This window comes from Alteromonas sp. ABH4_457 (assembly GCF_056160625.1).
In genome coordinates, this window is record NZ_JBSWXN010000007.1 from 401,347 (window position 1) to 427,210 (window position 25,864).

At 46.7% G+C, this 25,864-nt stretch carries 19 protein-coding genes; 16 read left to right on the top strand and 3 right to left on the bottom strand.

Annotated features, from left to right (window positions below; translation table 11 throughout):
• Positions 1–33: 33 nt before the first annotated feature.
• Positions 34–807, bottom strand: coding sequence for a tRNA cyclic N6-threonylcarbamoyladenosine(37) synthase TcdA (gene tcdA / locus ACXAGR_RS19520; RefSeq protein WP_119501246.1), 774 nt, complete (start codon positions 805–807; stop codon positions 34–36).
• A 212-nt stretch (positions 808–1,019) separates the two neighbouring features.
• Here tcdA and ACXAGR_RS19525 point away from each other — a divergent pair, with 212 nt between their 5' ends.
• From ACXAGR_RS19525 to ACXAGR_RS19540, 4 genes are all read left to right on the top strand, one after another.
• Complete coding sequence (locus ACXAGR_RS19525) at positions 1,020–1,979, top strand: glutathione S-transferase family protein (protein ID WP_474852046.1); 960 nt, start codon at positions 1,020–1,022, stop codon at positions 1,977–1,979.
• Entirely contained in the window at positions 1,979–2,812 is an 834-nt protein-coding gene (locus ACXAGR_RS19530) for a pirin family protein (RefSeq protein ID WP_474852048.1), read from the top strand. The genes ACXAGR_RS19525 and ACXAGR_RS19530 overlap by 1 nt, the downstream gene beginning before the upstream one ends.
• 154 nt (positions 2,813–2,966) lie before the next feature.
• On the top strand, positions 2,967–4,388 hold the full coding sequence (locus tag ACXAGR_RS19535) for a mannose-1-phosphate guanylyltransferase/mannose-6-phosphate isomerase (protein WP_474852050.1): 1,422 nt from the start codon (positions 2,967–2,969) through the stop codon (positions 4,386–4,388).
• Positions 4,385–5,845, top strand: coding sequence for a phosphohexomutase domain-containing protein (locus tag ACXAGR_RS19540; protein WP_474852052.1), 1,461 nt, complete (start codon positions 4,385–4,387; stop codon positions 5,843–5,845). Before ACXAGR_RS19535 ends, ACXAGR_RS19540 begins: the two co-directional genes overlap by 4 nt.
• 63 nt (positions 5,846–5,908) lie before the next feature.
• Here the strand turns inward: ACXAGR_RS19540 and ACXAGR_RS19545 are convergent, their stop codons facing one another.
• Positions 5,909–6,328 carry a DUF3429 domain-containing protein gene (locus ACXAGR_RS19545; protein ID WP_474852054.1) on the bottom strand — a complete coding sequence of 140 codons (420 nt, stop codon included), beginning with the start codon at positions 6,326–6,328 and terminating at the stop codon, positions 5,909–5,911.
• Positions 6,329–6,388: 60 nt separating this feature from the next.
• A complete protein-coding gene (locus tag ACXAGR_RS19550; protein WP_474845847.1) occupies positions 6,389–7,669 on the bottom strand; it encodes a citrate synthase in 1,281 nt (426 codons plus the stop codon).
• Positions 7,670–8,336: 667 nt separating this feature from the next.
• Between ACXAGR_RS19550 and sdhC the strand changes: the two genes are divergently transcribed.
• From sdhC to ACXAGR_RS19610, 12 genes are all read left to right on the top strand, one after another.
• Positions 8,337–8,711: a succinate dehydrogenase, cytochrome b556 subunit gene (sdhC, locus tag ACXAGR_RS19555; protein ID WP_119501253.1), complete on the top strand. Its 375-nt coding sequence runs from the start codon at positions 8,337–8,339 to the stop codon at positions 8,709–8,711.
• Positions 8,705–9,052 (top strand): succinate dehydrogenase, hydrophobic membrane anchor protein, encoded by a 348-nt coding sequence (gene sdhD / locus ACXAGR_RS19560; protein ID WP_119501254.1) that lies wholly within the window; start codon positions 8,705–8,707, stop codon positions 9,050–9,052. The genes sdhC and sdhD overlap by 7 nt, the downstream gene beginning before the upstream one ends.
• Before the next feature lies 1 nt (position 9,053).
• A complete protein-coding gene (gene sdhA / locus ACXAGR_RS19565; RefSeq protein WP_303574205.1) occupies positions 9,054–10,826 on the top strand; it encodes a succinate dehydrogenase flavoprotein subunit in 1,773 nt (590 codons plus the stop codon).
• Positions 10,827–10,840: 14 nt separating this feature from the next.
• Positions 10,841–11,551 carry a succinate dehydrogenase iron-sulfur subunit gene (locus tag ACXAGR_RS19570; RefSeq protein ID WP_119501256.1) on the top strand — a complete coding sequence of 237 codons (711 nt, stop codon included), beginning with the start codon at positions 10,841–10,843 and terminating at the stop codon, positions 11,549–11,551.
• A 202-nt stretch (positions 11,552–11,753) separates the two neighbouring features.
• The gene (locus ACXAGR_RS19575; protein ID WP_474852056.1) at positions 11,754–14,576 is read left to right on the top strand and encodes a 2-oxoglutarate dehydrogenase E1 component; all 2,823 of its coding nucleotides are present in this window, start codon (positions 11,754–11,756) and stop codon (positions 14,574–14,576) included.
• 10 nt (positions 14,577–14,586) lie between these two features.
• Positions 14,587–16,089, top strand: coding sequence for a 2-oxoglutarate dehydrogenase complex dihydrolipoyllysine-residue succinyltransferase (gene odhB, locus ACXAGR_RS19580; RefSeq protein ID WP_474845852.1), 1,503 nt, complete (start codon positions 14,587–14,589; stop codon positions 16,087–16,089).
• A gap of 136 nt (positions 16,090–16,225) precedes the next feature.
• Complete coding sequence (gene sucC, locus ACXAGR_RS19585) at positions 16,226–17,392, top strand: ADP-forming succinate--CoA ligase subunit beta (protein ID WP_119501259.1); 1,167 nt, start codon at positions 16,226–16,228, stop codon at positions 17,390–17,392.
• Complete coding sequence (sucD, locus tag ACXAGR_RS19590) at positions 17,392–18,264, top strand: succinate--CoA ligase subunit alpha (protein ID WP_070124076.1); 873 nt, start codon at positions 17,392–17,394, stop codon at positions 18,262–18,264. The genes sucC and sucD overlap by 1 nt, the downstream gene beginning before the upstream one ends.
• A gap of 139 nt (positions 18,265–18,403) precedes the next feature.
• Positions 18,404–20,401 (top strand): methyl-accepting chemotaxis protein, encoded by a 1,998-nt coding sequence (locus tag ACXAGR_RS19595; RefSeq protein WP_474852058.1) that lies wholly within the window; start codon positions 18,404–18,406, stop codon positions 20,399–20,401.
• 425 nt (positions 20,402–20,826) lie between these two features.
• Positions 20,827–23,631 carry a TonB-dependent receptor gene (locus ACXAGR_RS19600; RefSeq protein ID WP_474852060.1) on the top strand — a complete coding sequence of 935 codons (2,805 nt, stop codon included), beginning with the start codon at positions 20,827–20,829 and terminating at the stop codon, positions 23,629–23,631.
• Between the two features lie 302 nt (positions 23,632–23,933).
• The gene (locus ACXAGR_RS19605; RefSeq protein ID WP_474852159.1) at positions 23,934–24,773 is read left to right on the top strand and encodes a patatin-like phospholipase family protein; all 840 of its coding nucleotides are present in this window, start codon (positions 23,934–23,936) and stop codon (positions 24,771–24,773) included.
• A gap of 81 nt (positions 24,774–24,854) precedes the next feature.
• Positions 24,855–25,367: an RNA methyltransferase gene (locus ACXAGR_RS19610; protein WP_474845858.1), complete on the top strand. Its 513-nt coding sequence runs from the start codon at positions 24,855–24,857 to the stop codon at positions 25,365–25,367.
• Positions 25,368–25,864: the final 497 nt, after the last annotated feature.

Below are 25,864 nucleotides of genomic sequence, written 5' to 3' on the forward strand. Positions count from 1 at the left end.
TTCTTTTATTGTGCGCGTTGTAGCCCGATGTGTCTATTTCGCCGTGATTTTATTAATCACACTGGCCGCTGCAAACATGCCAAATGTTGCGGTTACCGTTACCACTGCACCAAAACCGCCGGCGCAATCGAGTCGCGTACCGCCTTCAAGTGCAGATTTACTGTGACACACTGAACCGTCCGGTTGGGGGTAGCGTAACTGTTCCGTCGAATAGATGCACTCCACGCCAAACCGGCGTTTCGGATTTTTCGTGAAGTTATAAAAGCGTCTTAATTCACTGCGAACCTTTGCCGCCAGCGGATCCTGAATAGTTCTGGCGAGGTCGCCCCGTGTTATCTGCGTGGGATCAATTTGACCGCCGGCACCGCCAACGGTCACAACATGGCACTTGTTACGCTTGCACCAGGCAATGATAGCCGCTTTGGCCTTCACACTGTCGGTGGCTTCAATCACACTGTCCATATCTGTATGCAACACTTCACGGACATTCTCAGGTGTCACAAAGTCTTCTACCGTAATTACCCTGCAGGCCGGATTAATTAACTTAATACGTTCAGCCAGCACGTCGACTTTAGCCTGACCTACCGTGTTGTCCAGCGCATGGATCTGACGGTTGATGTTGGTCGTACACACATCATCAAGGTCAATCAGAGTAATCGTACCCACACCGCTTCGTGCCAGCGCTTCAGCACTCCACGCGCCAACGCCCCCTACACCTGTTACACAAACGTGGGCTGCTGCCAGTTTTTCAGTGCCATCAACGCCGTACAGCCGGCTTATTCCGCCAAATCGTTGTTTTTCGCTCATAGTTCCTGCTGATTTAATATAAAACCTGCGTCGCTGAAGGTAATTCAGGCGACAGGCAGTATTTTACAGGGAATTTCTTGTTAATGCAGTGCGCAGTGCGGATTTGACGGGGATTATTCTAATTATCCGGATAATCAATCCTTGAATTGTCAAAATACGTTAAACGAAAGGTGTGGTTAAATTTCAACAATCCAATTTAACAGGAGCTTTCCATGGGACTACTGGTTGACGGTAAATGGCAGGACAAATGGTACGATACTGATGGCAACGGCGGGAAATTCAAACGGGAACAGTCTGTGTTCCGTCATCATGTTGAGAATTCAGATAACGCGAAATTTACTCCTGAAAGCGGGCGATATCACCTTTATGTGTCGCTTGCCTGTCCGTGGGCACACAGAACCCTGATTTTCCGGAAAATTAAAGGACTGGAACCGCACATCAGTGTTTCCGTTGTATCGCCGGATATGCTGGATAATGGCTGGACCTTTGATAAATCCGCAGGTAGCAGTGGCGATGATCTTTATGATTTTGACTTCATGCATCAGCTATACACCAAAGCTGAGTGGGGCGTAACAACGCGGGTTACGGTACCTGTGCTCTGGGATAAGAAAACCGCATCTATTGTCAGTAACGAATCGGCGGATATTATCAGAATGTTCAATACGGCATTCAATGACATAACCGGTGATACGACGGACTATTATCCTCCGGCGTTACGGGAAGACATCGATAATATCAATGAACTGGTTTATCACAACATTAACAACGGTGTGTATAAATGTGGTTTTGCTACTACCCAGAATGCTTACGAAGAGGCATTTGAAGCCCTGGTTAACGCCATGAACTCTGTTGAATCCAGATTGAGTCATCAACGATATTTGTGCGGTGAAAAACTTACTGAAGCAGACTGGCGTTTGTTTACCACGCTTATCCGCTTTGATCCTGTCTATCACGGTCATTTTAAATGCAATCATAAACGGGTCACGGATTATCCCAATCTATACAATTATATGCGGGAGCTGTATCAATTTCCCGGTGTGGCTGACACAGTGGATTTTGCTCATATCAAACGCCATTACTACTGCAGTCATACCATGATTAATCCGACACAGGTAGTGCCGGCGGGTCCGGCACAGCAACTGGATGTGCCCCATACCAGAGAAAACAAATAATGAGCACTAAAACTGTATTGTCACTTCATCAGGGAAAACCCACGCAGGATGGTGCGGGCGTGTCGCTGACCCGCATAATAGGACAGCCGTCGCTTCCCCGTCTTGATCCCTTTCTGATGCTGGATTTTTTCGGTTCTGATAATCCGGGTGAATACATCGCCGGTTTTCCTCCTCATCCCCACAGGGGATTTCAAACGGTGACTTATATGCTGGCAGGTAAAATGCGTCACCGGGATTCCGTAGGCAATGAAGGCGTCATTGAGGCTGGTGGCATCCAGTGGATGAATGCGGGCAGGGGACTCATTCATGAAGAAATGCCGGAACAAGAATCGGGGTTGTTGCAAGGCTTTCAGTTGTGGGTGAATTTACCGGCAAAAGAAAAAATGTCAGCGCCGGGATATGAAGATATCCATCCTGATGCCGTGCCGGATGTTGCTATAGGGCAACAGATCAGGGTGAAAATACTGGCTGGTGAATTTAATGGCGTCAGTGGTCCGGTTAAAAGTCATTCTGTCGATCCGCTGTTTATTGACGTACAAAGCGCTGCTGAAGAGGAAGTGATGTTGCCGCTGGCGGATGAACACAATACATTTGTTTACTGCTACGAAGGTGGCCTGCAAATTGCTAAGCAACCGGTAAGTCATGGAAAGTTGGCTGTACTAAGTAAAGGAACAGAATTAACGATGTCAATGCAGGCCGGCACAAAATGCATTATTGTCAGCGGTGCGCCTATTCAGGAACCTGTGGTGCAGTACGGACCATTTGTGATGAACACCGAAGCTGAAATTCATCAGGCCATTAAAGACTATCAGAACGGGCGTTTTGCTGGTTAAACAGGCATTTTTAAGCTGCTTTGTGTCGAAATTGTTAAAATTGCATGGTTTTGACGACTTTCCACTGACAAACAATTGAACCAAAGCAGCCACTCGCTTAGTATTCAGTGAGGCAGGAAAAAGAATTAGCCGTACTTATAAAACAGGAAAGTCAATGAAACCAGTTATCTTAGCCGGTGGGACAGGGAGTCGATTATGGCCCAAATCCCGCGCAGCACTTCCAAAGCAATTTCTCGCGCTTACGTCAGAACAAACTATGTTGCAGGAAACGGTTACCCGTCTGAAAGGGACCGATTCTGAAAGCCCCATTTTTATTTGTAATGACGCCCATCGTTTTCTGGTTGCAGAACAGTTACGCATACAGAACATTGCCCATGACGGAATTTTGCTTGAGCCGGTAGGGCGCAACACTGCCCCTGCGATTGCGCTGGCTGCGTTGCATGCAACCAAAAATGGTGAAGATCCTATTTTACTGGTGCTGGCAGCAGACCATCTGATTAAAGATACGCCGGCTTTCCATCTCGCCATCGAAAAGGCGGAGATCCTGGCACGAACAGGTAAGCTGGTAACCTTCGGGATTGTACCGGACCAGCCGCATACCGGTTACGGTTACATCAAAGCCGGAGACGGAATTGATAACGGATTTGTGGTTGATGAATTCGTAGAAAAGCCGGATCTTGCCACTGCGGAAGGTTATGTGTCTTCCGGTAAGTATTTCTGGAACAGCGGCATGTTCATGTTTAAAGCAAGCCGTTATCTGGAAGAGTTAGAAAAATTGAATCCTGAGATCTTGTCAGTTTGCCGTGATGCCATCGATACTGAGTCTGCTGATCTGGACTTCATCCGTGTCGACGGTGATGTATTTGCATCCTGCCCGGACGATTCAATCGATTATGCAGTGATGGAAAAAACCGACAGTGCGGCAATGGTACCACTTGACGCTGGCTGGTCTGATGTAGGCAGCTGGTCATCCTTGTGGGAAACCGCAGAGAAAGACACTCGTGGCAATGTTATTGTCGGAGATGCCATTCTTGAAGGCGTTAACAATAGTTATATTAATGCCGAGCAGCGTTTGATTTCTGTTATCGGACTGGATGATGTTGTTGTTGTTGAAACAAAAGACGCCATCATGGTTGCGCACAAAGACAAAGTGCAAAACATCAAAAATGTGGTTAACCGTCTGAAAGCTGAAAAACGCCCGGAATTCGAATTCCACCGTGAAGTATTCAGACCCTGGGGCAGCTACGATTCCATTGATAACGGTGCCCGTTTCCAGGTGAAGCGTATTACGGTTAAACCGGGTGAGAAATTATCAGTACAAATGCACCATCACAGAGCTGAGCACTGGATCGTAGTAAGCGGCACAGCCAATGTTACCATCGGAGAAAAAACGCAGTTGGTGACAGAGAACGAGTCGACCTATATTCCAATCGGTGAAGTTCATGCGCTGGAAAATCCGGGCAAGATCCCTCTGGAGCTGATTGAAGTGCAATCCGGTGGTTACCTGGGTGAAGATGATATCATCCGTTTCTCTGACCGTTATGGCAGAACAGAAAAAAAGGATGGTAAAGCGTGAGTCAGCTAATTACCTGTTTTAAAGCCTATGACATCCGCGGAGAGCTGAACAAGCAGCTCTCCGAGGAAGTGGCTTACCGTATAGGCCGCGCTTTTGCTGAAGAACTGAAAGCGAAAACTGTGGTTGTCGGTGGTGATGTGCGCCTTACTTCTACACCATTGAAACTGGCTTTGTCAGCGGGCCTGATTGATGGCGGTGCAAAGGTTTATGACTTAGGTGATACCGGCACTGAAGAGATATATTTTGCCACTAAGCACCTGGGTGTTGACGGTGGTATTGAAGTAACTGCCAGCCACAACCCGATTAACTACAACGGTATGAAGCTGGTTAAAGCCGGCTCTGTTCCTATCAGTGGTGATACCGGGTTAAATGCGATTAAAGCCCTTGCTGAGACATACGGTGACGAAGCGGTTGCAAGCCGTCTGGCATTTTATTGCAATGATGCCAGCATTGATGCTGAAGCGTTCTTCAATGGCCACAGTCATATTGATATTGCGAAGCTTAAGGCTTCCGGTGCCTACGAAGAAAAAGACTGCCTCACAGATTATGCTCGCCACGTTGTCTCGTATATTGATACAGCTAACCTGACGCCCCTCAAGATTGTCGCGAATGCGGGTAATGGTGCAGCCGGTAAGGCGCTGGATGCCATTGAAGCGGTATTCGCTGAAACTGGTGTGCCGGTGGAGTTCATCAAAGTGCACCATCAGCCTGACGGTACATTCCCTAACGGGATCCCCAATCCCCTTCTGCCTGAAAACCGTGCGGATACTGCAAAAGCGGTTATTGCCCATAACGCTGATTTCGGCATCGCCTGGGATGGTGATTTTGACCGCTGTTTCCTGTTTGATGCGAAAGGGGAGTTTATTGAAGGCTATTACATTGTAGGTTTGCTTGCTCAGGCGTTCATCGACAAGGAAGATGAAGCCAAAATTATCTACGATCCCCGCGTGTTCTGGAATACCGAAGACATCGTAAAAACATCTGGCGGGACGCCGGTTAAATCCAAAACCGGTCATGCGTTCATCAAAGAGCGTATGCGTAAAGAAGATGCTGTGTACGGCGGCGAAATGAGTGCTCACCACTATTTTCGCGATTTTGCTTATTGCGATTCAGGTATGATCCCCTGGTTGCTGGTGGCAGAATTGCTCTGCACAAAGCAAACATCGCTGGCTGATATGGTGGCAGCACGGATTGAAGCATTTCCGTCCTCAGGGGAAATTAACAGCGTGCTGAAAGACGCAGATGCTGCGCTGGCGCGGGTTAAAGAAAAATATGAAGCAGACGCTGAAGTTATCGATGATACTGACGGCATCGGTTATGAATTTGCTGAGTGGCGCTTTAATTTGCGTAAATCGAATACGGAGCCGGTAATACGCCTGAACGTTGAGTCCCGCGGTAACATTCCGTTGATGGAAGAAAAAACACAGGAATTAATTACGCTTATTCGATCTGAATAATAGTCATTCCTTAAATGTCTAAAGCCTCGTTCTAACGAGGCTTTTTCGTTTAAATAACCTGATTCAGAACAGGAAAATCAGCCATGCATGTAACAAAACAACCACTGTTGTTAAAGCCATCCGCAAGGTGATATAGCTGATAATCGCTGATTTATCTAATGCGAGTACCTGCTTGTCATAAAATAATACTGCCAGATAAGTCACCGACAGCACACCCAGCGTAGACAGGTTTCCTGCAAACACGAGACATAGCCAGCCAGTAATCGTGGGCAGCATGGCAATCACAAGTTGCGGACCATACGCTTTTTTATTCAGGGCATCCCACCAGTAGATGCCACCAAAAAATGAAAGCAGAACGGCAGAATACTGGGTGAAATAACGGGCACTTTCATGCAACGGCAGCAGGTTAAGGACCACTGCAAGAGGCAAAAATAAAAAAGGGACCAGTCCCGCAACCCCTAATAGCACAACCTGATAGGGCATATACACTCCTTAAAACAAAAATAGCGCCATAAGGCGCTATTTTAACTCATCGGGAAAAAATTACTTTTTCAGCGGTGAGAATTTACGTTGGTTGTAACCAGTATACATCTGACGTGGACGACCGATTTTTTGCTTTGGATCGCTCATCATTTCATGCCAGTGTGAAATCCAGCCAACTGTACGGGACAGGGCGAAGATACACGTGAACATGTTGGTAGGAATACCAATCGCTTTTAATATAATGCCTGAGTAGAAATCAACGTTCGGGAACAGTTTCTTCTCAGCGAAGTACGGGTCGTTAAGGGCGATTTTTTCCAGTTCCATTGCTACATCGAGTAATGGGTCCTGTACATTCAGCTCTTTCAGTACTTCGTGACAGCTTTCACGCATTACTGTGGCGCGCGGGTCGTGGTTTTTGTAAACACGGTGACCGAAGCCCATCAGACGGAAAGGATCGCTCTTATCTTTCGCGCGTGCGATAAACTCAGGAATACGGTCCACGCTGCCGATTTCTTCCAGCATTGTCAGACATGCTTCGTTTGCACCACCGTGCGCAGGGCCCCAAAGAGATGCGACACCGGCAGCGATACACGCATAAGGGTTAGCACCTGAAGAACCTGCCAGACGGACAGTAGACGTAGAAGCGTTTTGTTCGTGGTCAGCGTGAAGCGTGAAAATACGGTCCATAGCCAGTTCAACGGCAGGACTGATTTTGTATTCTTCAGCAGGGACTGAGAACATCATATTCAGGAAGTTTGCAGCGTAGCTTAAGTCGTTACGCGGGTAAACAAACGGCTGACCGATGTTGTACTTGTAACACATAGCTACCAGCGTAGGCATTTTCGCGATTAAGCGGTGTGCACTGCGCATACGCTCTTCAGGGTTAGAAACGTCCAGGTCACTGTGGTAGAAAGAAGACATCGCACCTACAGTGCCGCAAAGCATGGCCATCGGGTGGGCATCATTGCGGAAACCGTGGAAGAACATGTTGATTTGTTCATGAACCATTGTGTGACGGGTAATTGTCGCACGGAAATCATCATATTCTTCTTTAGTTGGTGCTTCGCCGTTTAACAGCATGTAGCACACTTCGAGGTAGGACGCATCACGTGCCAGCTCTTCGATAGGGTAACCACGGTGCAATAATACACCAGCCGCGCCATCGATATACGTAATTGCAGACTCGCAAGAGCCTGTCGCCATGAAACCGGGGTCAAACGTGAAATATCCGTGTGCACCCAGTGAACGTACATCAATTACATCTTGACCCTCGGTGCCGGACAAAATCGGTAGTTCGATCTCTTTATCACCGGCTTTCAGAATGGCCTTCTGATCTGCCATAAATGCTCTCCTCAGAATGGTTCTTTGGCAACGTTCTCGCTTAAAAACTAAACGAGTTAGTTGGAAAAAGTGGCGTAGTTTTACTTTATTATGCAGCTAAAAGTCAATTTAATTGCAAAATTGTATAATAAATATTCCAAGTTATTAAAAGTTATATCGAAACTGTATTACAACTTATGTTTATTTTATTTACGCACTAAAAAATAAGTTGTAATTGAAGTGAAAAGAAATGGTTTCTTCATGACAGATTAACAATCATGTGAAATTTCCATGGATTACATCTGTTTCATCTAAATGCATAGAATTTCAGGTGTGTTATATTAATACGCGACGCCATAGGTGTTGAGTGTAGATTGCCTGCTGCACTTGCGCTTGCTTCGATAAGCAAAAGTAACGCTCTCATCATACACCCCGCCATCCGGTGTTCAGAAGTTATACGACTAAAGTCCTAATAGGGTACAAAAAATTGTAATTGTACAATGCGCTGGATATACTCAGGCGTGCTTGAAACGAGGCACTACTGCCTTGTTAATAAAGCAATAAATACTTCACAAATTGTTAACAACTCATTGGACGAGACTATTAACAGGTAAACAACCGAATTACTCTGTCAGGACATAAAAACAGCGGGTAATTCATATCCCTACGGATTAAACAGGCATAAATTGTGAAAAAGCAAAGACCAGTAAATTTAGACCTCAAGACAATTAAATTTCCTCCCTCTGCTGTTTCTTCAATTCTCCATCGCGTCACCGGCGTAGCCATGTTTTTCGCACTTTTATTTGTTATCTGGGCATGGGCAGTTTCTGTTTCATCACCAGACGGCTTTGCTAACGTGCAAACAATCATGGACGGAGTAATTGGAAAACTGATTGCTATCGGTACAGCTTCCGCACTTACGTATCACATTCTTGGCGGTATCCGTCACGTTATTATGGATATGGGTCACTGGGAAGAATTAGAGTCAGGTAATAACAGCGCCCGTGCAATCATCGCACTGTGGGTTGTTCTTACTGTCGTTTTGGGAGTCGCACTATGGTAACTAACCAGGCAAGCATTAAGCGCGACGGTGTACAAGATTACGTTACACTGCGCACAACCGCCGCAATCATCACCGCATTTTCATTTTTCATGGTGTGGTTCTTCATCACCACCGATGAACTCAGCTATGAAATCTGGCGTGGTCTGTTTACTGGCTTAGGCATGAAGGTCTTCACATTTGCAACACTGGTTGCTGTTATGTTTCACGTTCGTGTTGGTCTGTGGCAAGTTCTTACCGATTACGTTAAAGCGCCCGGCCTGCGTGCTGTTATCCAGTTCGTATTGAACCTGATTGCGTTTGTATACGTTCTTGTTGGCCTGTTTGTTTTGTGGAGTATCTGATATGAATCTACCAGTACATGAATTTGACGCCGTTGTAATCGGCGCAGGCGGTGCGGGTATGCGTGCCGCATTGCAAATTTCTCAGTCAGGTAAATCCTGCGCCTTATTATCTAAGGTTTTTCCTACCCGTTCTCACACCGTATCTGCGCAGGGTGGTATCACCGTAGCGCTGGGTAACTCACATGAAGATAACTGGGAATGGCACATGTATGACACGGTAAAAGGTTCCGATTATATCGGTGACCAGGACGCCATTGAATATATGTGTAAAACCGGTCCCGAAGCCATTATTGAAATGGAAAACATGGGTCTGCCTTTCTCACGTTTCGAGAATGGTAAAATTTATCAGCGTCCTTTCGGTGGTCAGTCGAAAAACTTCGGTGGCGAGCAGGGCGCACGTACAGCGGCTGCTGCCGACCGTACTGGTCACGCGCTGCTTCACCTTCTGTATCAACAGAACGTGAAAAACAAAACGAAAGTATTTTCTGAGTGGTACGCACTGGATCTGGTTAAGAACCAGGACGGCGATGTAGTAGGTTGTACTGCTATCGACATTGAAACCGGTGAAGTGGTTTACTTTAAGTCACGTGCTGTTGTACTGGCTACCGGTGGTGCTGGTCGTATTTACGCTTCTACTACTAATGCTCACATCAATACCGGTGACGGTGTTGGTATGGCACTGCGTGCCGGTGTTTCCGTACAGGATATGGAAATGTGGCAGTTCCACCCGACAGGTATTGCCGGTGCCGGTACGCTGGTAACCGAAGGTTGTCGTGGTGAAGGTGGTTACCTGCTTAATAAAGACGGCGAACGTTTCATGGAGCGTTATGCTCCTAACGCGAAAGACCTTGCCGGTCGTGACGTTGTTGCCCGTTCAATGATGACGGAAATCCGTGAAGGTCGTGGTTGTGAAGGTCCCTGGGGTACTCACATTAAATTGAAGCTGGACCACCTGGGTAAAGATGTACTTGAGTCACGTCTGCCTGGTATCCTTGAGCTGTCACGTACATTTGCTCACGTTGACCCGGTTAAAGAACCTATTCCGGTAATCCCGACTTGTCACTATATGATGGGTGGTATTCCAACCAACGTTCATGGTCAGTGTCTGACTGTTGATGAAAACGGTAACGACTCCGTAGTAAATGGTTTATTCGCCTGTGGTGAGATTGCTTGTGTATCTGTACATGGTGCAAACCGCCTGGGTGGTAACTCATTGCTTGATCTCGTGGTGTTCGGTCGTGCGACCGGTCTGCACCTGGGTGAAAAACTGTCTGAAATCGCGCCTGCCCGTGATGCTTCTCAATCTGATCTTGATGCGGCTATGGCCCGCTTCAATCGATGGGAGTCCTCTGAAAAAGGCAAGGGTGAAGATCCGGTTCAAATTAAAAAGGACCTGCAGCAATGTATGCAACTTAACTTCTCGGTATTCCGTGAAGGTGATGCAATGGCTGAAGGTTTACAACAACTTAAAGAAATCAGAGAACGCCTGCAACACGCCCGTCTTGATGATAAGAGTTCAGACTTTAATACCCAGCGTATTGAGTGTCTTGAGCTTGATAACCTCATGGAGACAGCATACAGCACTGCAGTGGCTGCGAACTTCCGTACGGAAAGTCGTGGTGCACACAGCCGTTTCGACTTCCCGGACCGTGACGATGAGAACTGGTTATGCCATAGCATCTATCGCCCGCAAACCGAGTCTATGTTGAAACGTGACGTCAATATGGCGCCAAAGTTACGGGAAGCATTCCCGCCTAAAGTGCGTTCGTATTAAGAGAGGCAAGTACCATGCAATTACATTTTTCAGTTTATCGCTACAACCCTGACGTAGACGACGCACCTAAGATGCAAGACTACAAAATGGAAGTGGAAGAAGGCCAGGATATGATGGTGCTTGATGCACTGCTGCTTCTTAAAGAACAGGATCCTACGCTGTCTTTCCGTCGCTCATGCCGTGAAGGTGTATGTGGTTCAGATGGTATGAACATGAATGGCAAGAATGGCCTGGCATGTATCACACCATTATCTGCTCTGGGTAAAGGTAAAATTGTTATCCGCCCACTGCCAGGTTTGCCGGTAGTGCGTGACCTGGTTGTTGACATGACGCAGTTCTACAACCAGTACGAGAAAATTAAACCGTTCCTGATTAACGACAGTAAGCAGCCGCCTGCACGTGAACATCTGCAGTCGCCTGAAGACCGCGCAAAACTGGATGGCCTGTACGAGTGTATTCTATGTGCTTGTTGTTCAACGTCTTGTCCGTCGTTCTGGTGGAACCCTGACAAGTTCATCGGCCCTGCTGGTCTGCTTCATGCTTATCGTTTCTTAATCGATAGCCGTGACACCGCTACCGAAGAGCGACTCAACGACCTGGATGATGCATTCAGCGTCTTCCGCTGCCACGGTATCATGAACTGTGTCAGTGTATGTCCGAAAGGATTGAACCCGACAAAAGCTATCGGTCAGATTAAGTCGATGCTTTTACAACGGGCTGTTTAGTACAAATTTCTGTCACTTTTTTAGTTTCAGATTGTAATTAGCTAAATGGCCATCCATCGAGGATGGCTATTTTTTTATATATACGGCATAAACGGTTGGTTTTTATTCACAATATGATCATAACTATTGGTTCTTATGAAAATAACCGTCATAATATAACACCGTGTTAAAGAATATTTCCTAAACGTAGCAAGGCACAATAATGCAAGAAAGCGTGATGAAAGCGTGGTGGGATTCCTCGCATATGGCGGGCGCCAATGCTGCCTATGTGGAAGAGCTGTACGAAATGTACATCGACAATCCACAAAGCGTTTCAGATACATGGCGTCAAGTGTTCGATACCCTACCGAAAGTTGACGGCGTAGAACTGGAAAGCAACCATACGTCAATTCGTAATCAATTCAGGCAGCTCGCTGCCCTTGGACCAACAGCCAGGATGTCTTCATCTGCCAGTCAGGAAGGCTCCGCTCCTTCAGATGACCGTCAGGTTAAAGTTCTTCAGCTGATTAACGCGTATCGTTTTCGTGGTCACCAGAATGCAAATCTCGACCCGCTTGGACTTTGGAAACAAACTAAAGCCCGCGATTTGGATCTCTCTCATCACTCTCTGACAGATGCAGACCTCGACGTTAACTTTAATGTCGGTTCGTATGCTATCGGTCAGGACAGCATGTCGCTACGTGACCTGTTTAAATCTCTTAACCGCACTTACTGCGAATCTATCGGTGCAGAATACATGCACATTACCGATACTGAGCAGAAGCGCTGGTTACAACAACGCATTGAATCTGTAGAAGCCAGCCCGCAAATCTCTAAAGAAGAGAAGCTTGCTATCCTTAAAGGGCTGACAGCTGCTGATGGTATGGAAAAATACCTGGGTGCAAAATTCCCGGGTGCCAAGCGCTTCTCACTGGAAGGTGGTGATGCACTGGTTCCTATGCTTAAAGGCCTTATTACTGAAGCCGGAACCGTTGGCACTAAAGAAGTGGTAATCGGTATGGCTCACCGTGGCCGTCTGAACGTACTTATTAATGTGCTGGGTAAAAACCCGTCTGTATTGTTCGACGAGTTCTCCGGAAAACATGACAACACGTTGGGTTCCGGTGACGTTAAGTACCACGCAGGTTTTTCTTCAGACTTCGCAACGCCCGGCGGTAATGTTCACCTGGCGCTGGCGTTTAACCCGTCTCACCTTGAAATTGTTAACCCGGTAGTGATGGGCTCTGTACGTGCACGTATTGACCGCCGCAATGACGATTTCAATAAAGTGCTGCCAATTACCATTCACGGTGACTCTGCGATTGCCGGTCAGGGTGTTGTGCAGGAAACCTTTAACATGTCTCAGACACGTGGTTTCGCTGTGGGCGGTACAGTGCGTATCGTAATCAACAACCAGGTTGGTTTCACAACGTCCAAGACTGAAGATACCCGTTCGACTCAGTATTGTACTGACATCGCGAAGATGGTTCAGGCGCCTATTTTCCACGTGAATTCTGACGATCCTGAAGCGGTGATGTTTGTGACTAAACTGGCCCTTGAGTATCGTAATAAATTCAAAAAAGACGTGGTTATCGATCTGGTTTGTTACCGTCGTCATGGTCACAATGAGTCTGATGAGCCGAATGCGACTCAGCCATTGATGTATCAAAAAATTAAAAAGCATCCTGTTCCCCGTCAGATCTATGCTGACCAATTAATTGCTGAGGGTACAATTGAAAGTCGTGATGCTGAACGTTTCATTGAAGAATACCGTGCAGCATTAGATCATGGTGCTTGTGTGGTAGAAGAATGGCGTCCGATGACAGAGCATTCTGTAGACTGGACTCCGTATATTGGTCACGATTGGGATGCACCTTACGATGGCAGTTTGTCTATCGAAAAACTGAAGTCTCTTGCTGAAAGCATCAGTAGTTATCCGGAAGACTTCAAACTGCATTCACGTGTAAATAAGGTCTATCAGGACCGTAAGGCCATGGCATCCGGTGAGAAACCTCTTGACTGGGGTATGGCTGAAAACCTGGCGTACGCATCGATTGTTGACGATGGAAGCAGCATCCGTATGACCGGTCAGGACTCAGGTCGTGGTACCTTCTTCCACCGTCATGCTGTACTGCACAACCAAACTGACGCTTCAACCTATATGCCTTTACAGAATATCCGTGAAGGTCAGGGTGAAATCGAAATCTTCGATTCTGTATTATCAGAAGAAGCTGTTATGGCGTTCGAATACGGCTTTGCTACTGCGGAACCCGGTACGCTGACTATCTGGGAAGCGCAATTCGGTGACTTTGCTAACGGCGCTCAGGTTGTTTTTGACCAGTTCTTAAGCTCAGGTGAAGCGAAGTGGGGCCGTCTGTGTGGTCTGACTGTGTTACTTCCACACGGTTACGAAGGGCAGGGCCCGGAACACAGTTCTGCACGTCTCGAACGTTTCCTGCAATTATGTGCTGACCACAACTGGCAGGTATGTATCCCTTCTACGCCGGCTCAGGTGTTCAATATGATTCGTCGTCAGGTTGTACGTCCAATGCGTAAGCCTCTGATTGTCATGTCACCTAAGTCATTACTGCGTCACCCGCTTGCGGTTTCGTCGATAGAAGAACTGTCAGAAGGCGTGTTTAAGAACGTTATCGGCGAGATTGATGATATCGATCCGGCAGGCGTGAAACGCGTGGTGATGTGTTCAGGTAAAGTGTACTACGATCTGCTTGACCAGCGTCGTAAGAATGAACAGACCGATGTGGCTATTATCCGTCTTGAACAGTTGTATCCGTTCCCTCAGGAAGAAGCAGCAAAAATCGTTGCCGAATACAGCCATGTTAAAGATTGGGTATGGTGTCAGGAAGAGCCTCAAAATCAGGGCGCCTGGTACAGCAGCCAGCATCACTTCTGGCAAGCCATCCCTGATGGTGCAAAATTATCATATGCGGGACGTGAAGCATCGGCTTCTCCTGCCGTAGGCTATCTATCCGTTCACAACCAGCAACAGAAAGCCCTGGTTGAAGACGCACTCACGATTAAATAAAGGAACAGTGATGACAATTGAGATAAAAGTTCCGGTTCTGCCTGAATCAGTTGCCGATGCGACCATTGCAACTTGGCATGTTAAAGCCGGTGATGCAGTTAAGCGCGATCAAAACCTGGTTGATATTGAGACCGATAAAGTGGTTCTGGAAGTAGTAGCACCTGCTGACGGTGTTATCGGAGAAATCCTGAACGAAGAAGGCGCGACTGTATTAGGTGAGCAAGTGATTGCGAAGCTGAGCGAAGGCGGTGAAGCACCGGCTAAATCAGAAAGCAAATCTTCTGAAGCTAAAGCTGAATCTAAAGAAGCCGCACCGGCAGCTTCCGGCAAAACCAGCGATGTAAAAGTACCAGTACTGCCTGAGTCAGTTGCTGATGCCACCATTGCTACATGGCATGTTGCTGTGGGTGAAGCAGTAAGTCGCGACCAGAACCTGGTTGACATCGAAACCGATAAAGTGGTTCTTGAAGTTGTTGCACCTGCAGATGGTTCTCTGGCAGAAATTCTGGCAGAAGAAGGTGCTACAGTAACGGCTGAAGAAGTGATTGCTAAGTTTGTTGAAGGTGCGGCTTCCGGTAAAGCGGCTCCTGCAGCGGCTGAAGAAGCTGACGACAGCGATGATGGCGATGCGTTAAGCCCGTCTGTACGTCGTTTACTTGCTGAAAAAGGCGTTGATGCGTCTAAAGTAAAAGGTACCGGCAAAAACGGTCGTATCACCAAAGAAGACGTTGAGCAGTATCTGAAAGGCGGTAGTGCCGCACCTAAAGCAGCAGCTACAGCGGCTGAACCGGCAGCTAACCTGCCTGTTGGTGACCGCAGCGAAAAACGTGTTCCTATGACACGTCTTCGTAAAACAATCGCTACCCGTCTGCTGGAAGCGAAAAACTCGACTGCGATGCTGACAACCTTCAACGAAGTAAACATGAAGCCAATCATGGATTTGCGTAAGCAGTATCAGGACAGCTTCGAGAAGCGTCACGGCATTCGTCTTGGTTTCATGTCTTTCTACGTGAAAGCAGTCACTGAAGCGTTGAAACGTTTCCCTGAAGTAAATGCATCTCTTGACGGTGATGACATTTGCTACCACAACTATTTTGATATCTCTATCGCGGTTTCTACCCCGCGTGGTCTGGTAACGCCAGTGCTGAAAGACACTGACAATCTGGGCATGGCAGGTATTGAAAAAGGCATCAAAGATCTGGCTCTGAAAGGTCGTGACGGTAAACTGTCAATGGCTGATCTGCAGGGCGGTAACTTCACCATTACTAACGGTGGTGTGTTCGGTTCTCTGTTGTCTACGCCAATCATTAACCCGCCACAAAGCGCGATTCTGGGTATGCACAAGATTCAGGAACGTCCAATGGCAGTGAATGGCAAAGTAGAAATTCTTCCTATGATGTACCTGGCCCTGTCTTATGACCACCGTATTATCGATGGCAAAGAGTCAGTTGGCTTCCTGGTTACTGTGAAGGAAATGCTTGAAGATCCAACACGTCTGTTACTGGACGTATAAGTTTTCAGGTAGTCATTGTGTGCAGGCAGCAACCCGTTGCTGCCTGTCACAGCGCTGGTTTCGAAGAATGAGGCCGGTCATACTAATCAAGTCGCATAAGCGACTTTTGTCTTACTAAAAATCGGATAGAAACACCATGAATTTGCATGAATACCAAGGTAAGCAGCTATTCAAAGAATACGGTTTACCTGTTTCTGAAGGATACGCATCAGACACACCAGAAGGTGCTGTAGAAGCGGCCGACCGCATCGGCGGTGACGAGTGGGTTGTGAAATGTCAGGTACATGCCGGTGGTCGCGGTAAAGCGGGCGGCGTTAAACTTGTAAAAGATAAAGAAGACATTCGCGCATTTGCAGAGAAGTGGCTTGGCAAGAACCTGGTAACTTTCCAAACTGATGAGAAAGGTCAGCCAGTAAGCAAAATCTTAGTTGAATCTTGCACTGATATCGCAAACGAATTGTACTTAGGTGCGGTTGTTGACCGTGGTACACGTCGCGTTGTTTTCATGGCATCTACTGAAGGCGGTGTTGAAATCGAGACCGTTGCAGAAGAAACGCCTGAAAAAATCCTGAAAGCTGAAATCGACCCAATCGTTGGTCCTCAGCCTTATCAGGCACGTGAAATGGCATTCAAACTGGGTCTGGAAGGCGTACAAGTAAAACAATTTACGCAAATCTTCCTGGGTCTGGCGAAAATGTTCGAAGACCTTGACCTGGCGCTGATCGAAATCAACCCGCTGGTAATCAAGACTGACGGTAACCTGCACTGCCTTGACGCCAAACTGGGCGTAGACGGTAACGCACTGTATCGTCAGAAGAAAGTGAAAGAAATGCACGATCCTTCACAGGAAGATGCCCGTGAAGCGCACGCTGCCTCTTTCGAGCTGAACTACGTTGCACTTGACGGTAACGTTGGCTGTATGGTTAACGGTGCAGGTCTGGCCATGGGTACCATGGACATCGTAAACCTGCACGGCGGTAAGCCTGCAAACTTCCTGGATGTTGGTGGCGGCGCGACTAAAGAGCGTGTAGCTGAAGCATTCAAAATCATTCTGTCTGACAGCAATGTTAAAGCAGTACTGGTAAACATCTTCGGTGGTATCGTGCGTTGTGACATGATCGCTGAAGGTATCATCGGCGCAGTAAAAGAAGTAGGCGTTGAAGTACCGGTTGTTGTACGTCTTGAAGGTACAAATGCTGATCTTGGCCGTGAAGTTCTTGCTAACTCAGGTCTGGATATCATCGCTGCTGAATCGCTGACTGATGCAGCAGAAAAAGTTGTTGCTGCAGCGGAGGGCAAATAATGTCAGTTTTAATTAATAAAGACACCAAAGTAATCTGTCAGGGTTTCACTGGTGGTCAGGGTACTTTCCACTCTGAACAGGCTATTGCTTACGGTACGCAAATGGTTGGCGGTGTAACGCCGGGCAAAGGCGGTACTGAGCACTTAGGTCTGCCAGTATTCAACACTGTACGTGACGCGGTAGAAGCGACGGGTGCGACTGCATCTGTTATCTACGTACCGGCTCCTTTCTGTAAAGATTCAATCGTTGAAGCGGCTGATGCCGGTATCGAGCTGATCGTTTGTATCACAGAAGGTATTCCTACGCTGGACATGCTTTACGTTAAAGAATACGTAAATGCGAAAGGCGTTCGCATGATCGGTCCTAACTGTCCGGGTGTTATCACTCCGGGTGAGTGTAAGATTGGTATCATGCCTGGTCACATCCACAAGCCTGGTAAAGTAGGTATTGTTTCCCGCTCTGGTACGCTGACGTACGAAGCGGTTAAACAAACTACTGACGAAGGTTTCGGCCAGTCAACCTGTGTTGGTATCGGTGGTGACCCAATCCCGGGTTCTAACTTCATCGACATTTTGAAAATGTTCCAGGATGATCCACAGACTGAAGCGATTGTTATGATCGGTGAAATCGGTGGTACTGCTGAAGAAGAAGCGGCTGCGTTTATCAAAGAAAACGTAACTAAGCCGGTTGTTTCTTACATCGCGGGTGTTACTGCTCCTCCGGGTAAGCGCATGGGCCACGCCGGTGCAATTATCGCAGGTGGTAAAGGTACTGCAGACGACAAATTCGCAGCCCTTGAAGCAGCAGGCGTTAAGACTGTTCGCTCACTGGCTGACATCGGTAAAGCACTGCGCGAGCAGACCGGCTGGTAAGCCCCGCTTTTTGATGATTATAAAGCCCGCTGATAGCGGGCTTTTTTAATATAAATCAATGGTTACTCTTTCTGATCCTGTATCGTGAACTATAGTTATCGCTATATCCAGCCTGTTCATGATGAATTGAGGGAAGCCTATGTTTTTTGGAAAGAAGAAAACCACTACTACTCAGGTTACATCGTCAGTACTGACACGTTCTAAAAGTCTGCAAAGTAATCAAATTTCTGAATCATTTCTCAGAGAGCTGGCATTCGATGAAGGCACGGCGCTGATTATTGCTTTTGTCTCTCCCCACCTTGATTTTGCATCTGTAAGCAGACAGATAACCCAATCCGCCAGCTTCTGTAAACATGTCATCACAATCATGACTTCAGGTGAGTTAGGTGGCGGCACGACACTTTACCATCCAGCTCCGGCGCGGTGGGACAACATTGTTATACATAGTTTTTCTTCTGCGCTGATTAGTCAAATCAGTATTCACAGCGTTCCTCTATACAGTGATGATATTAAAAAGGGTAAGCCGGTAATGCCACCTGTAGAGCGGGTTAAACGCATCGCTTCAGAGTTAGCCAAAGTAAATGTACCTTTTGATATAGGTAGCAGGGACACCTTTGCCTTGACCTATTTTGACGGCATAACAGCCAGTGAGGATTTTTTCACTCAGGCTTTGTACAAAGTGAAGCGGTTCCCCTGTTTCTTCATAGGGGGTAGTGCAGGGGGAAAGCTGGATTTTAAACAGGCTGACATTGCCCTTAACGGAGAAATAAAATCAAATCAGGTTTTACTCACATTTTGTAAGTTATCCCGAAATTACCGTTACGGGATCATGAAAAGCCATAATTTTGTGACTACAGGTACGGGTTTTACTGTAGCTAAATTTGACCCGCTAACCCGAACGCTGCATTCAGTACTTGATAAAGATATGTCGCTGCGCACACCAGTTGATGCATTAGCACGGCATTTTAAATGTACTACCGGAGAACTGGACAGCAAACTGACCAGTCACTCATTCGGTATTGATATCGACAAGAGTATTTATATTCGCTCAGTAGCTTCAATCAACGATGATGGCAGCATCCGTTTCTTCAGCGACATGGGGTTTGGCGAATACTTACAACTGGTTAAGGCCACAGATTTTAAACAATCTTTGCAGCGGGACTTTGATAATTTTCTGAGAGGAAAAAACGGAAAACCTGTGGCACTGATTGCCAATGACTGTATTTTAAGGCGGTTAAACAATCCGGATAATTTAAGCGGGATTGGTACGTTTGATCAGGTGGTTGTGTCAGGTTTTTCCACATTTGGTGAATATCTGGGCTTACACCAGAATCAGACGGTAACCGCCATCGGTTTCTTCAAACATGATGAGCAACAGTCCTATTTTGATGAATATGTTACCAATTTCCCGTTTCACCTGGCCGCATTTTCAAATTATCACATGCAGGCAAAACTTATCAGTATGAGCAATATCAATATGTTACAGAGCAAGTTAATTGAGCAGACTGAGAAATTTCATCCCTTACTCAAAGAGTCAACCGGACAGTTAAAGTTTGTAGCATCTCAGGCCAGTGATTCAGCTAACCGTCAGTTAGATCTTGGAAAACAATTTGATTTCTTCATGCAACAAATTGCCCGTCAGGAGCATGAACGAGCTGAATTATCTGGTGGTATGGACAGGCTTCGTGAAAGTGCAGAGAAGATTGTAAACATTATTCAGTCTATCAGCGGTATTGCTGAACAAACTAACTTGCTGGCGTTAAATGCTGCGATTGAGGCTGCACGTGCAGGTGAAGCAGGGCGTGGTTTTGCCGTTGTGGCTGACGAAGTCAGAGCGCTTAGTCAGCGTACCCAGTCGAGTCTCAAAGAAACCGGCGATACGATCAACGAAGTCTCTGCGTCTATAGACGGGATATCCTCTGCTATCGACAGTATTAACGGATTGCTACAGGAAATTGAGTCTGGATCGGTAAGTTTAAGCAGCGAATTAGCGGCCTTATCGGAGTCTTCTTCCGGTGCAAGTCAACGTGCTGAGGAAGGGATCAAGCGGGCAGATGAGGCATACAGTCAGATGCAGGAAATTGAAGCCGAAACCCAACTGATAGATAAACTGAATCAACTTGCTAAATCTCAATAGAATAAATGGCCGGTAAATCGAATTTGCCGGCTGTTCCTCTTACAGGCATACCGTTTTTACATCTGTGAAAACAAGTCCTCTCAGATATCACATTCGCGTCAATAAACTTAATCGATACAGTCCGTTATTTTAAAAGGTTTTGAGAGGCAGCCGGTCAACCTGTTGCCTCTCCACCGGCATTACTACAATGTTAAGTTATTGTTTTAATTGTTTTATGAATACGTATGCAGATGATTGAGCAATTTTTATCTTCCCGATAGGATGCACGCGACACAGAGAATTGTCATTTAACGGTAATAAAAATAACTAATGGCGTTCTCAGGAACTGTTTCGCGGCGGGCCCCAACCAGCGTACCGGCAGCCCATTCTGGCGGTATGTTACCGCCGCGATAACAGATTGCCCGCATAACCTTAGGGAAAGATTGATGACACAATTTAAACCAAATTTAATTCAAATGGCGATGATCGCCACCGGATTATCCCTTACCTCTGTACCCGTATTCGCACAATCTGACGACACACAGGCGGAAGATAATGTAGAAGTTATCCAGGTTTCAGGGATCCGCGGAAGCCTTCAGCGTGCTCAGGCTATCAAGATGGACAGCACCTCTATTGTTGAAGCGTTGTCAGCAGAAGATATCGGTAAACTGCCTGACACCAGTATTGCAGAATCATTGTCCCGTTTGCCCGGTCTTGCGGGTGAACGTCGTAACGGACGTACCAGCGGTATTTCAGTCCGGGGTTTTAACGAGAACTATGTAGGTACATCTCTTAACGGTCGTGAACTGTTAGGTATGGGTGACAACCGTGGTGTTGAATTCGACCTTTATCCTACCGAAATCATTTCTAACATTCTGGTGTATAAAACACCTGAAGCCGGCATGACTACGCAAAACATTGGCGGTTCTATTGATTTGCAAACCGTTAAGCCGCTATCTGCAGAAAGTACTGTTACCCTCAACGGTACATTAGAAAAGAACAAAGAAGATGCTGCGAACCCTGATTTTGATAATCAGGGACACCGTTTGTCCTTTAACTTCGTTGATCAATTTCTTGATAATACGTTAGGTGTGGCGCTTACGGTTGCGACCATGGAGTCACCACGTCAGGAACAACAGTTCCGTGGCTGGGGTTATGCTGATGCGAATCCGGATAAAGCGGCCAGCGGTGTTGATGTGCCGGAAGGCACACTGGTTCTTGGCGGTCATGACTCCTTTGCCCGTTCTGCCATGATGAACCGTGATTCTGTCGCTGCTGTAATTCAATGGGCTCCGCAGGATCAATTAAATATTCAGTTAGACGCACTGTATATCGACTTCCTCGAAGATGATGCCCGTCGCGGTGTTGAAGAAGGTGGCGCAGAGTGGGGAACCGGTGACTACACTATTACCGGCGTTGAAGATGGCCTGGTGTCTTCGGGCTATTACGATGGGTTCTACAGTGTGGTACGCAATGATGTACGCCGGCAGGAAGCAGAGCTGAAAACCTTTGGTTTGAATGTCGAGTACATGCTCAATAATGACTGGAGTATCACTGCAGACATTTCAACCGGCAGTGTCGATAAAACCATTACTGACGTAGAAAGTTACTCCGGTGTGGGCCGTACCGGTACTGACGGACGTCCCATGACAGCACGTTCGTGGGAAATGACATCCACCGGCGTAATGTATTCAGATCATCCTGAAATCGCGCCTGTTGATTTAACCGACGCAAGCCTGATCACACTGGCAGGTCCGCAAACATGGGGTGCTCCCATTGTTGGTGGTGACGCCCAGGATGGCTTTGTTAACCAGCCTGTATTTGAAGAGAGCCTGGATTCCTTCCGTCTTTCTACTGAAGGTTTTGTGGAGTGGGGAATTTTCTCCGGTCTGGAAGTCGGCATGGTGTATTCTGACCGTGAAAAATCTAAGGTAAATAACGGCGCTTATCTGACTGCTCCGTCTTATCCTGGTGACGCAGCTATTCCTGAAGTACTTGGTGTTGTCTCCCTTGATTTCATAGGCATCAATGGTGTGCTGGCGTACGATTCTATTGGCTTGTATGACAGCGGATATTATATTGCTACAGACGCAAAACTGGTTGATGCCGGTCGTCTGGGTGATACATACACCGTGAATGAAAAACTCACCACATTGTACGGTAAACTGGATATTGATACCTCTGTAGACGATATCTACATACGCGGTAATGTGGGTGTTCAGGTTGTGCGTGCCGATCAAAGTTCTCTGGGCTTCAGTACTTCTGTTAATCAGGATGGTCTGGTGGAAGCTGTGCCTGTTACGGGTGGAACCGATTACACAGATGTATTGCCGACTCTGAACCTCAGCGCAGAATTTGCTGAAGGCCAATTTTTGAGAATGGGATTAAGTAAGGTTCTGACCCGTCCGCGTATGGATGATATGCGTCCGAATACTCAGGTGACTTTCTCTTATAACAACACCAATATTCTTTCCAATAATGTTGAGAACGGTCCATGGGGTGGCAGCTCCGGAAACCCTGAGTTGCGTCCTTACGAAGCAAATCAGTTCGACTTGTCCTACGAGAATTATTTTGCTGATACAGGTTACGTAGCCTTGTCGTATTTCTTTAAAGACATTAAAAACTGGCATCGTGAGAACGGATTATTGTCTGACTTTACTCAGGACTACATTCCGGAAATTCACCATACCCAGGATGAAGCCGCATTAGCTCCGGTGTTGTTCGAAGGTTATAAAACCAAGCCTCAGGACGGCTTTGAAGGTCTGGTCCGCGGTTATGAGATCCAGATGAGTCTGCCGGGCGATCTTATTGCTGATGCACTGTCCGGATTTGGTGTGTTTGCCAGTGCCACATTCATGGACGGTCATGCTGACGCCGCCGGTGAGGGTGGTGAAACACGGATCCCGGGATTATCCGATGAAAACTACAGCCTGACTGTTTTCTATGAAAACAGCGGTTTCGAAGTGCGGGTAGCCGGTACCAAACGTTCTGATTATCTTACAGAAGCCCGTGGTCTGAGTCTGGCCTTGTCTGATACCACCAACCAGGGTGGTACTTTCATCGACGCACAGATTGGCTATGACTTCAGTGAGTCTGGTATTGAATCGCTGGAAGGGCTGCGCGTCACATTACAGGCTCAAAACCTGACCGACGAAGACGATATTCAGACATCGGGAACTGACAGCCGTCAGGTCCTGCTGTATCAGGCTTATGGCGCTAACTACCTGTTAGGTTTCAACTACACCTTCTGATCGCTTTTTAGCCGATAACCGGTGAATAAGCCGTCTGTACGTCAGTGCAGACGGTTTTTTTAATTACAGCCATCGATTTTTCCCGTCTGTAAAATTTACCCTGCCCGGATAATATTTCCCTGTTGTCGGGGAGACATCACATACTGGTGCACATCCCGCCAGCGTTTTAATCTGCAGTTTTCCTATTAAGCTTCTGTTTTAGTTATTCATTTCATTAGTCATGGATCAGCTGCACGATTGGTACAATATATGCTGGTCTTACCAGATAGAGAGTGAAAGACAGGAAGACTAAAATGAGCGGGATTAAATCAGCACTGGTAGTTGAAGGCGGGGCAATGCGGGGGATCTTTGCCGCGGGTGTGCTCGACAAATTCATGGAAGAAAAACACTACGGATTTGATTTCGCCATCGGTGTTTCTGCAGGTGCAACAAATCTTTCTACCTATGTGTCCGGTGCACAGGGTCTGAGTAAGACAATCATCACTGAGTTTGCAACGAAAGCCGAATTTTTCAGTCCCCTTCGTTTTATAAAGGGGGGGCACATGACAGATGTCCACTGGTTATGGCATCACGCGAAAACGGTTTTAGGTATACCTGTACCGGGTGAACAAAGTGCAATTCCTCTCTACGTAGGTGTCACAAATACACAAACCGGCAAATGTGAATATCATCTGGCCACACCGGATACCGTTGACGATTTGATGGTAGCTTCTTGTGCAATACCTACAGCATTCAGGGAACAGCCGGTGATCAATGGCGTACCTTATGTAGACGGCGGAGTAGGGGATTCAATACCGGTTAAACATGCCTACGGGATGGGAGCCAGAGACATTACCGTGGTGCTGTCACAGCCTGCGGGATTTTCCAAGCCTGAAGTGAAAAACGCCTGGCTACTGACTAAGCTGTACGGTCATCAGCCTGCTTTGCTCGAAACCATGCTTCAAAGGGCGCGCATGTATAATGAAACGCTGGCCTTTCTGAATAATCCTCCTGCCGATTGTAAAATCACCGTAATCGCACCGGATGCCGGATTTTGTGTAAAACGACTCACGATGGATAAGCGTAAACTATTACTTGGCTATGCGCAGGGAAGAAGGATGGCCAGACGGCTGTTATCCTCCCGTAAAAGGCTCGCAGCATAACAGTAAATATTTTTTCTTTGCCTGCTGGTTAAGCGGATTGCTTTTTGCGATACTGCCGCGGTTTTTCCAGCGGGGTACTTAATGTCATCGTCAAAACTTTCATATATCGGTCTGGTTAACCCGAAAAGTCCGGTGAATGTGGCCTCAGTGCTCCGTGGCGCGGGTTGTTTTAATGCCAGCGCTGTGTATTACACCGGTGAACGGTATACCCGGGCCAGAGAGTTCTATGCGGACACCAAAGACATACATAAACAAATACCCGTTGAGGCTGTTTCTGATTTGCAACAGGTCATCCCCGAAGGCACAAAAGTTGTTGTAATTGAACTGGTTGAAGGAGCAATTCCGCTACCTGAATATCAGCATCCGGCTAATGCATTTTATATATTCGGGCCCGAGGACGGTTCCGTGCCTGCCAGTCTGGTTGCACGGGCCGATGATGTTGTTTATGTGCCAACGACAGGTTGTATGAATCTGGCTGCGACAGCGAATGTCGTGCTTTATGACCGGCTTGCAAAAAGCCAGTATCAGCATGGTGACGAGCTTATAAGAGCTTCGCGGGACCGTAATAATCAGTTACGGACTGAGAAATCCTGAGGTCTTGTAAAATGGTGTTTCCATATGGCAACACCCTGGTAACCATATCTTTGAAAGTGTCAGAGTTTTTTACGATCTCACGCTTAGATCCGGATGTTGTGACACGGGATCTAAAATTATCTCACCCTCAATTAAATTAATTTACGCTTATGAATTTGCCTGGTCTGAACGAAATTTCGGCAGGTTTTTCATAGGTTTAGATTTGCCGGTTACAATTAATAACAAATTAAATCATACAGTTATGAAATTAGTTTTCATTTTGCATAAAAAAACTGAGGTTTAAGTCTTACTTAAAAATATTATTAATACTCTTTGATAGTATTGCGGGTTCATAACTATTTTCGATGATCCTGATAAAGTGGTCTGAAACTTGTTTAAGAAAGTACGCAATGGGTTTATACAAAAAATACAAAAACCTATAAAAGTTGACGCTGTTAGTATGCATTTGAGTTGTGGCATTAATAATTATAATCCGTTATTCAACTGATCTCACAGGG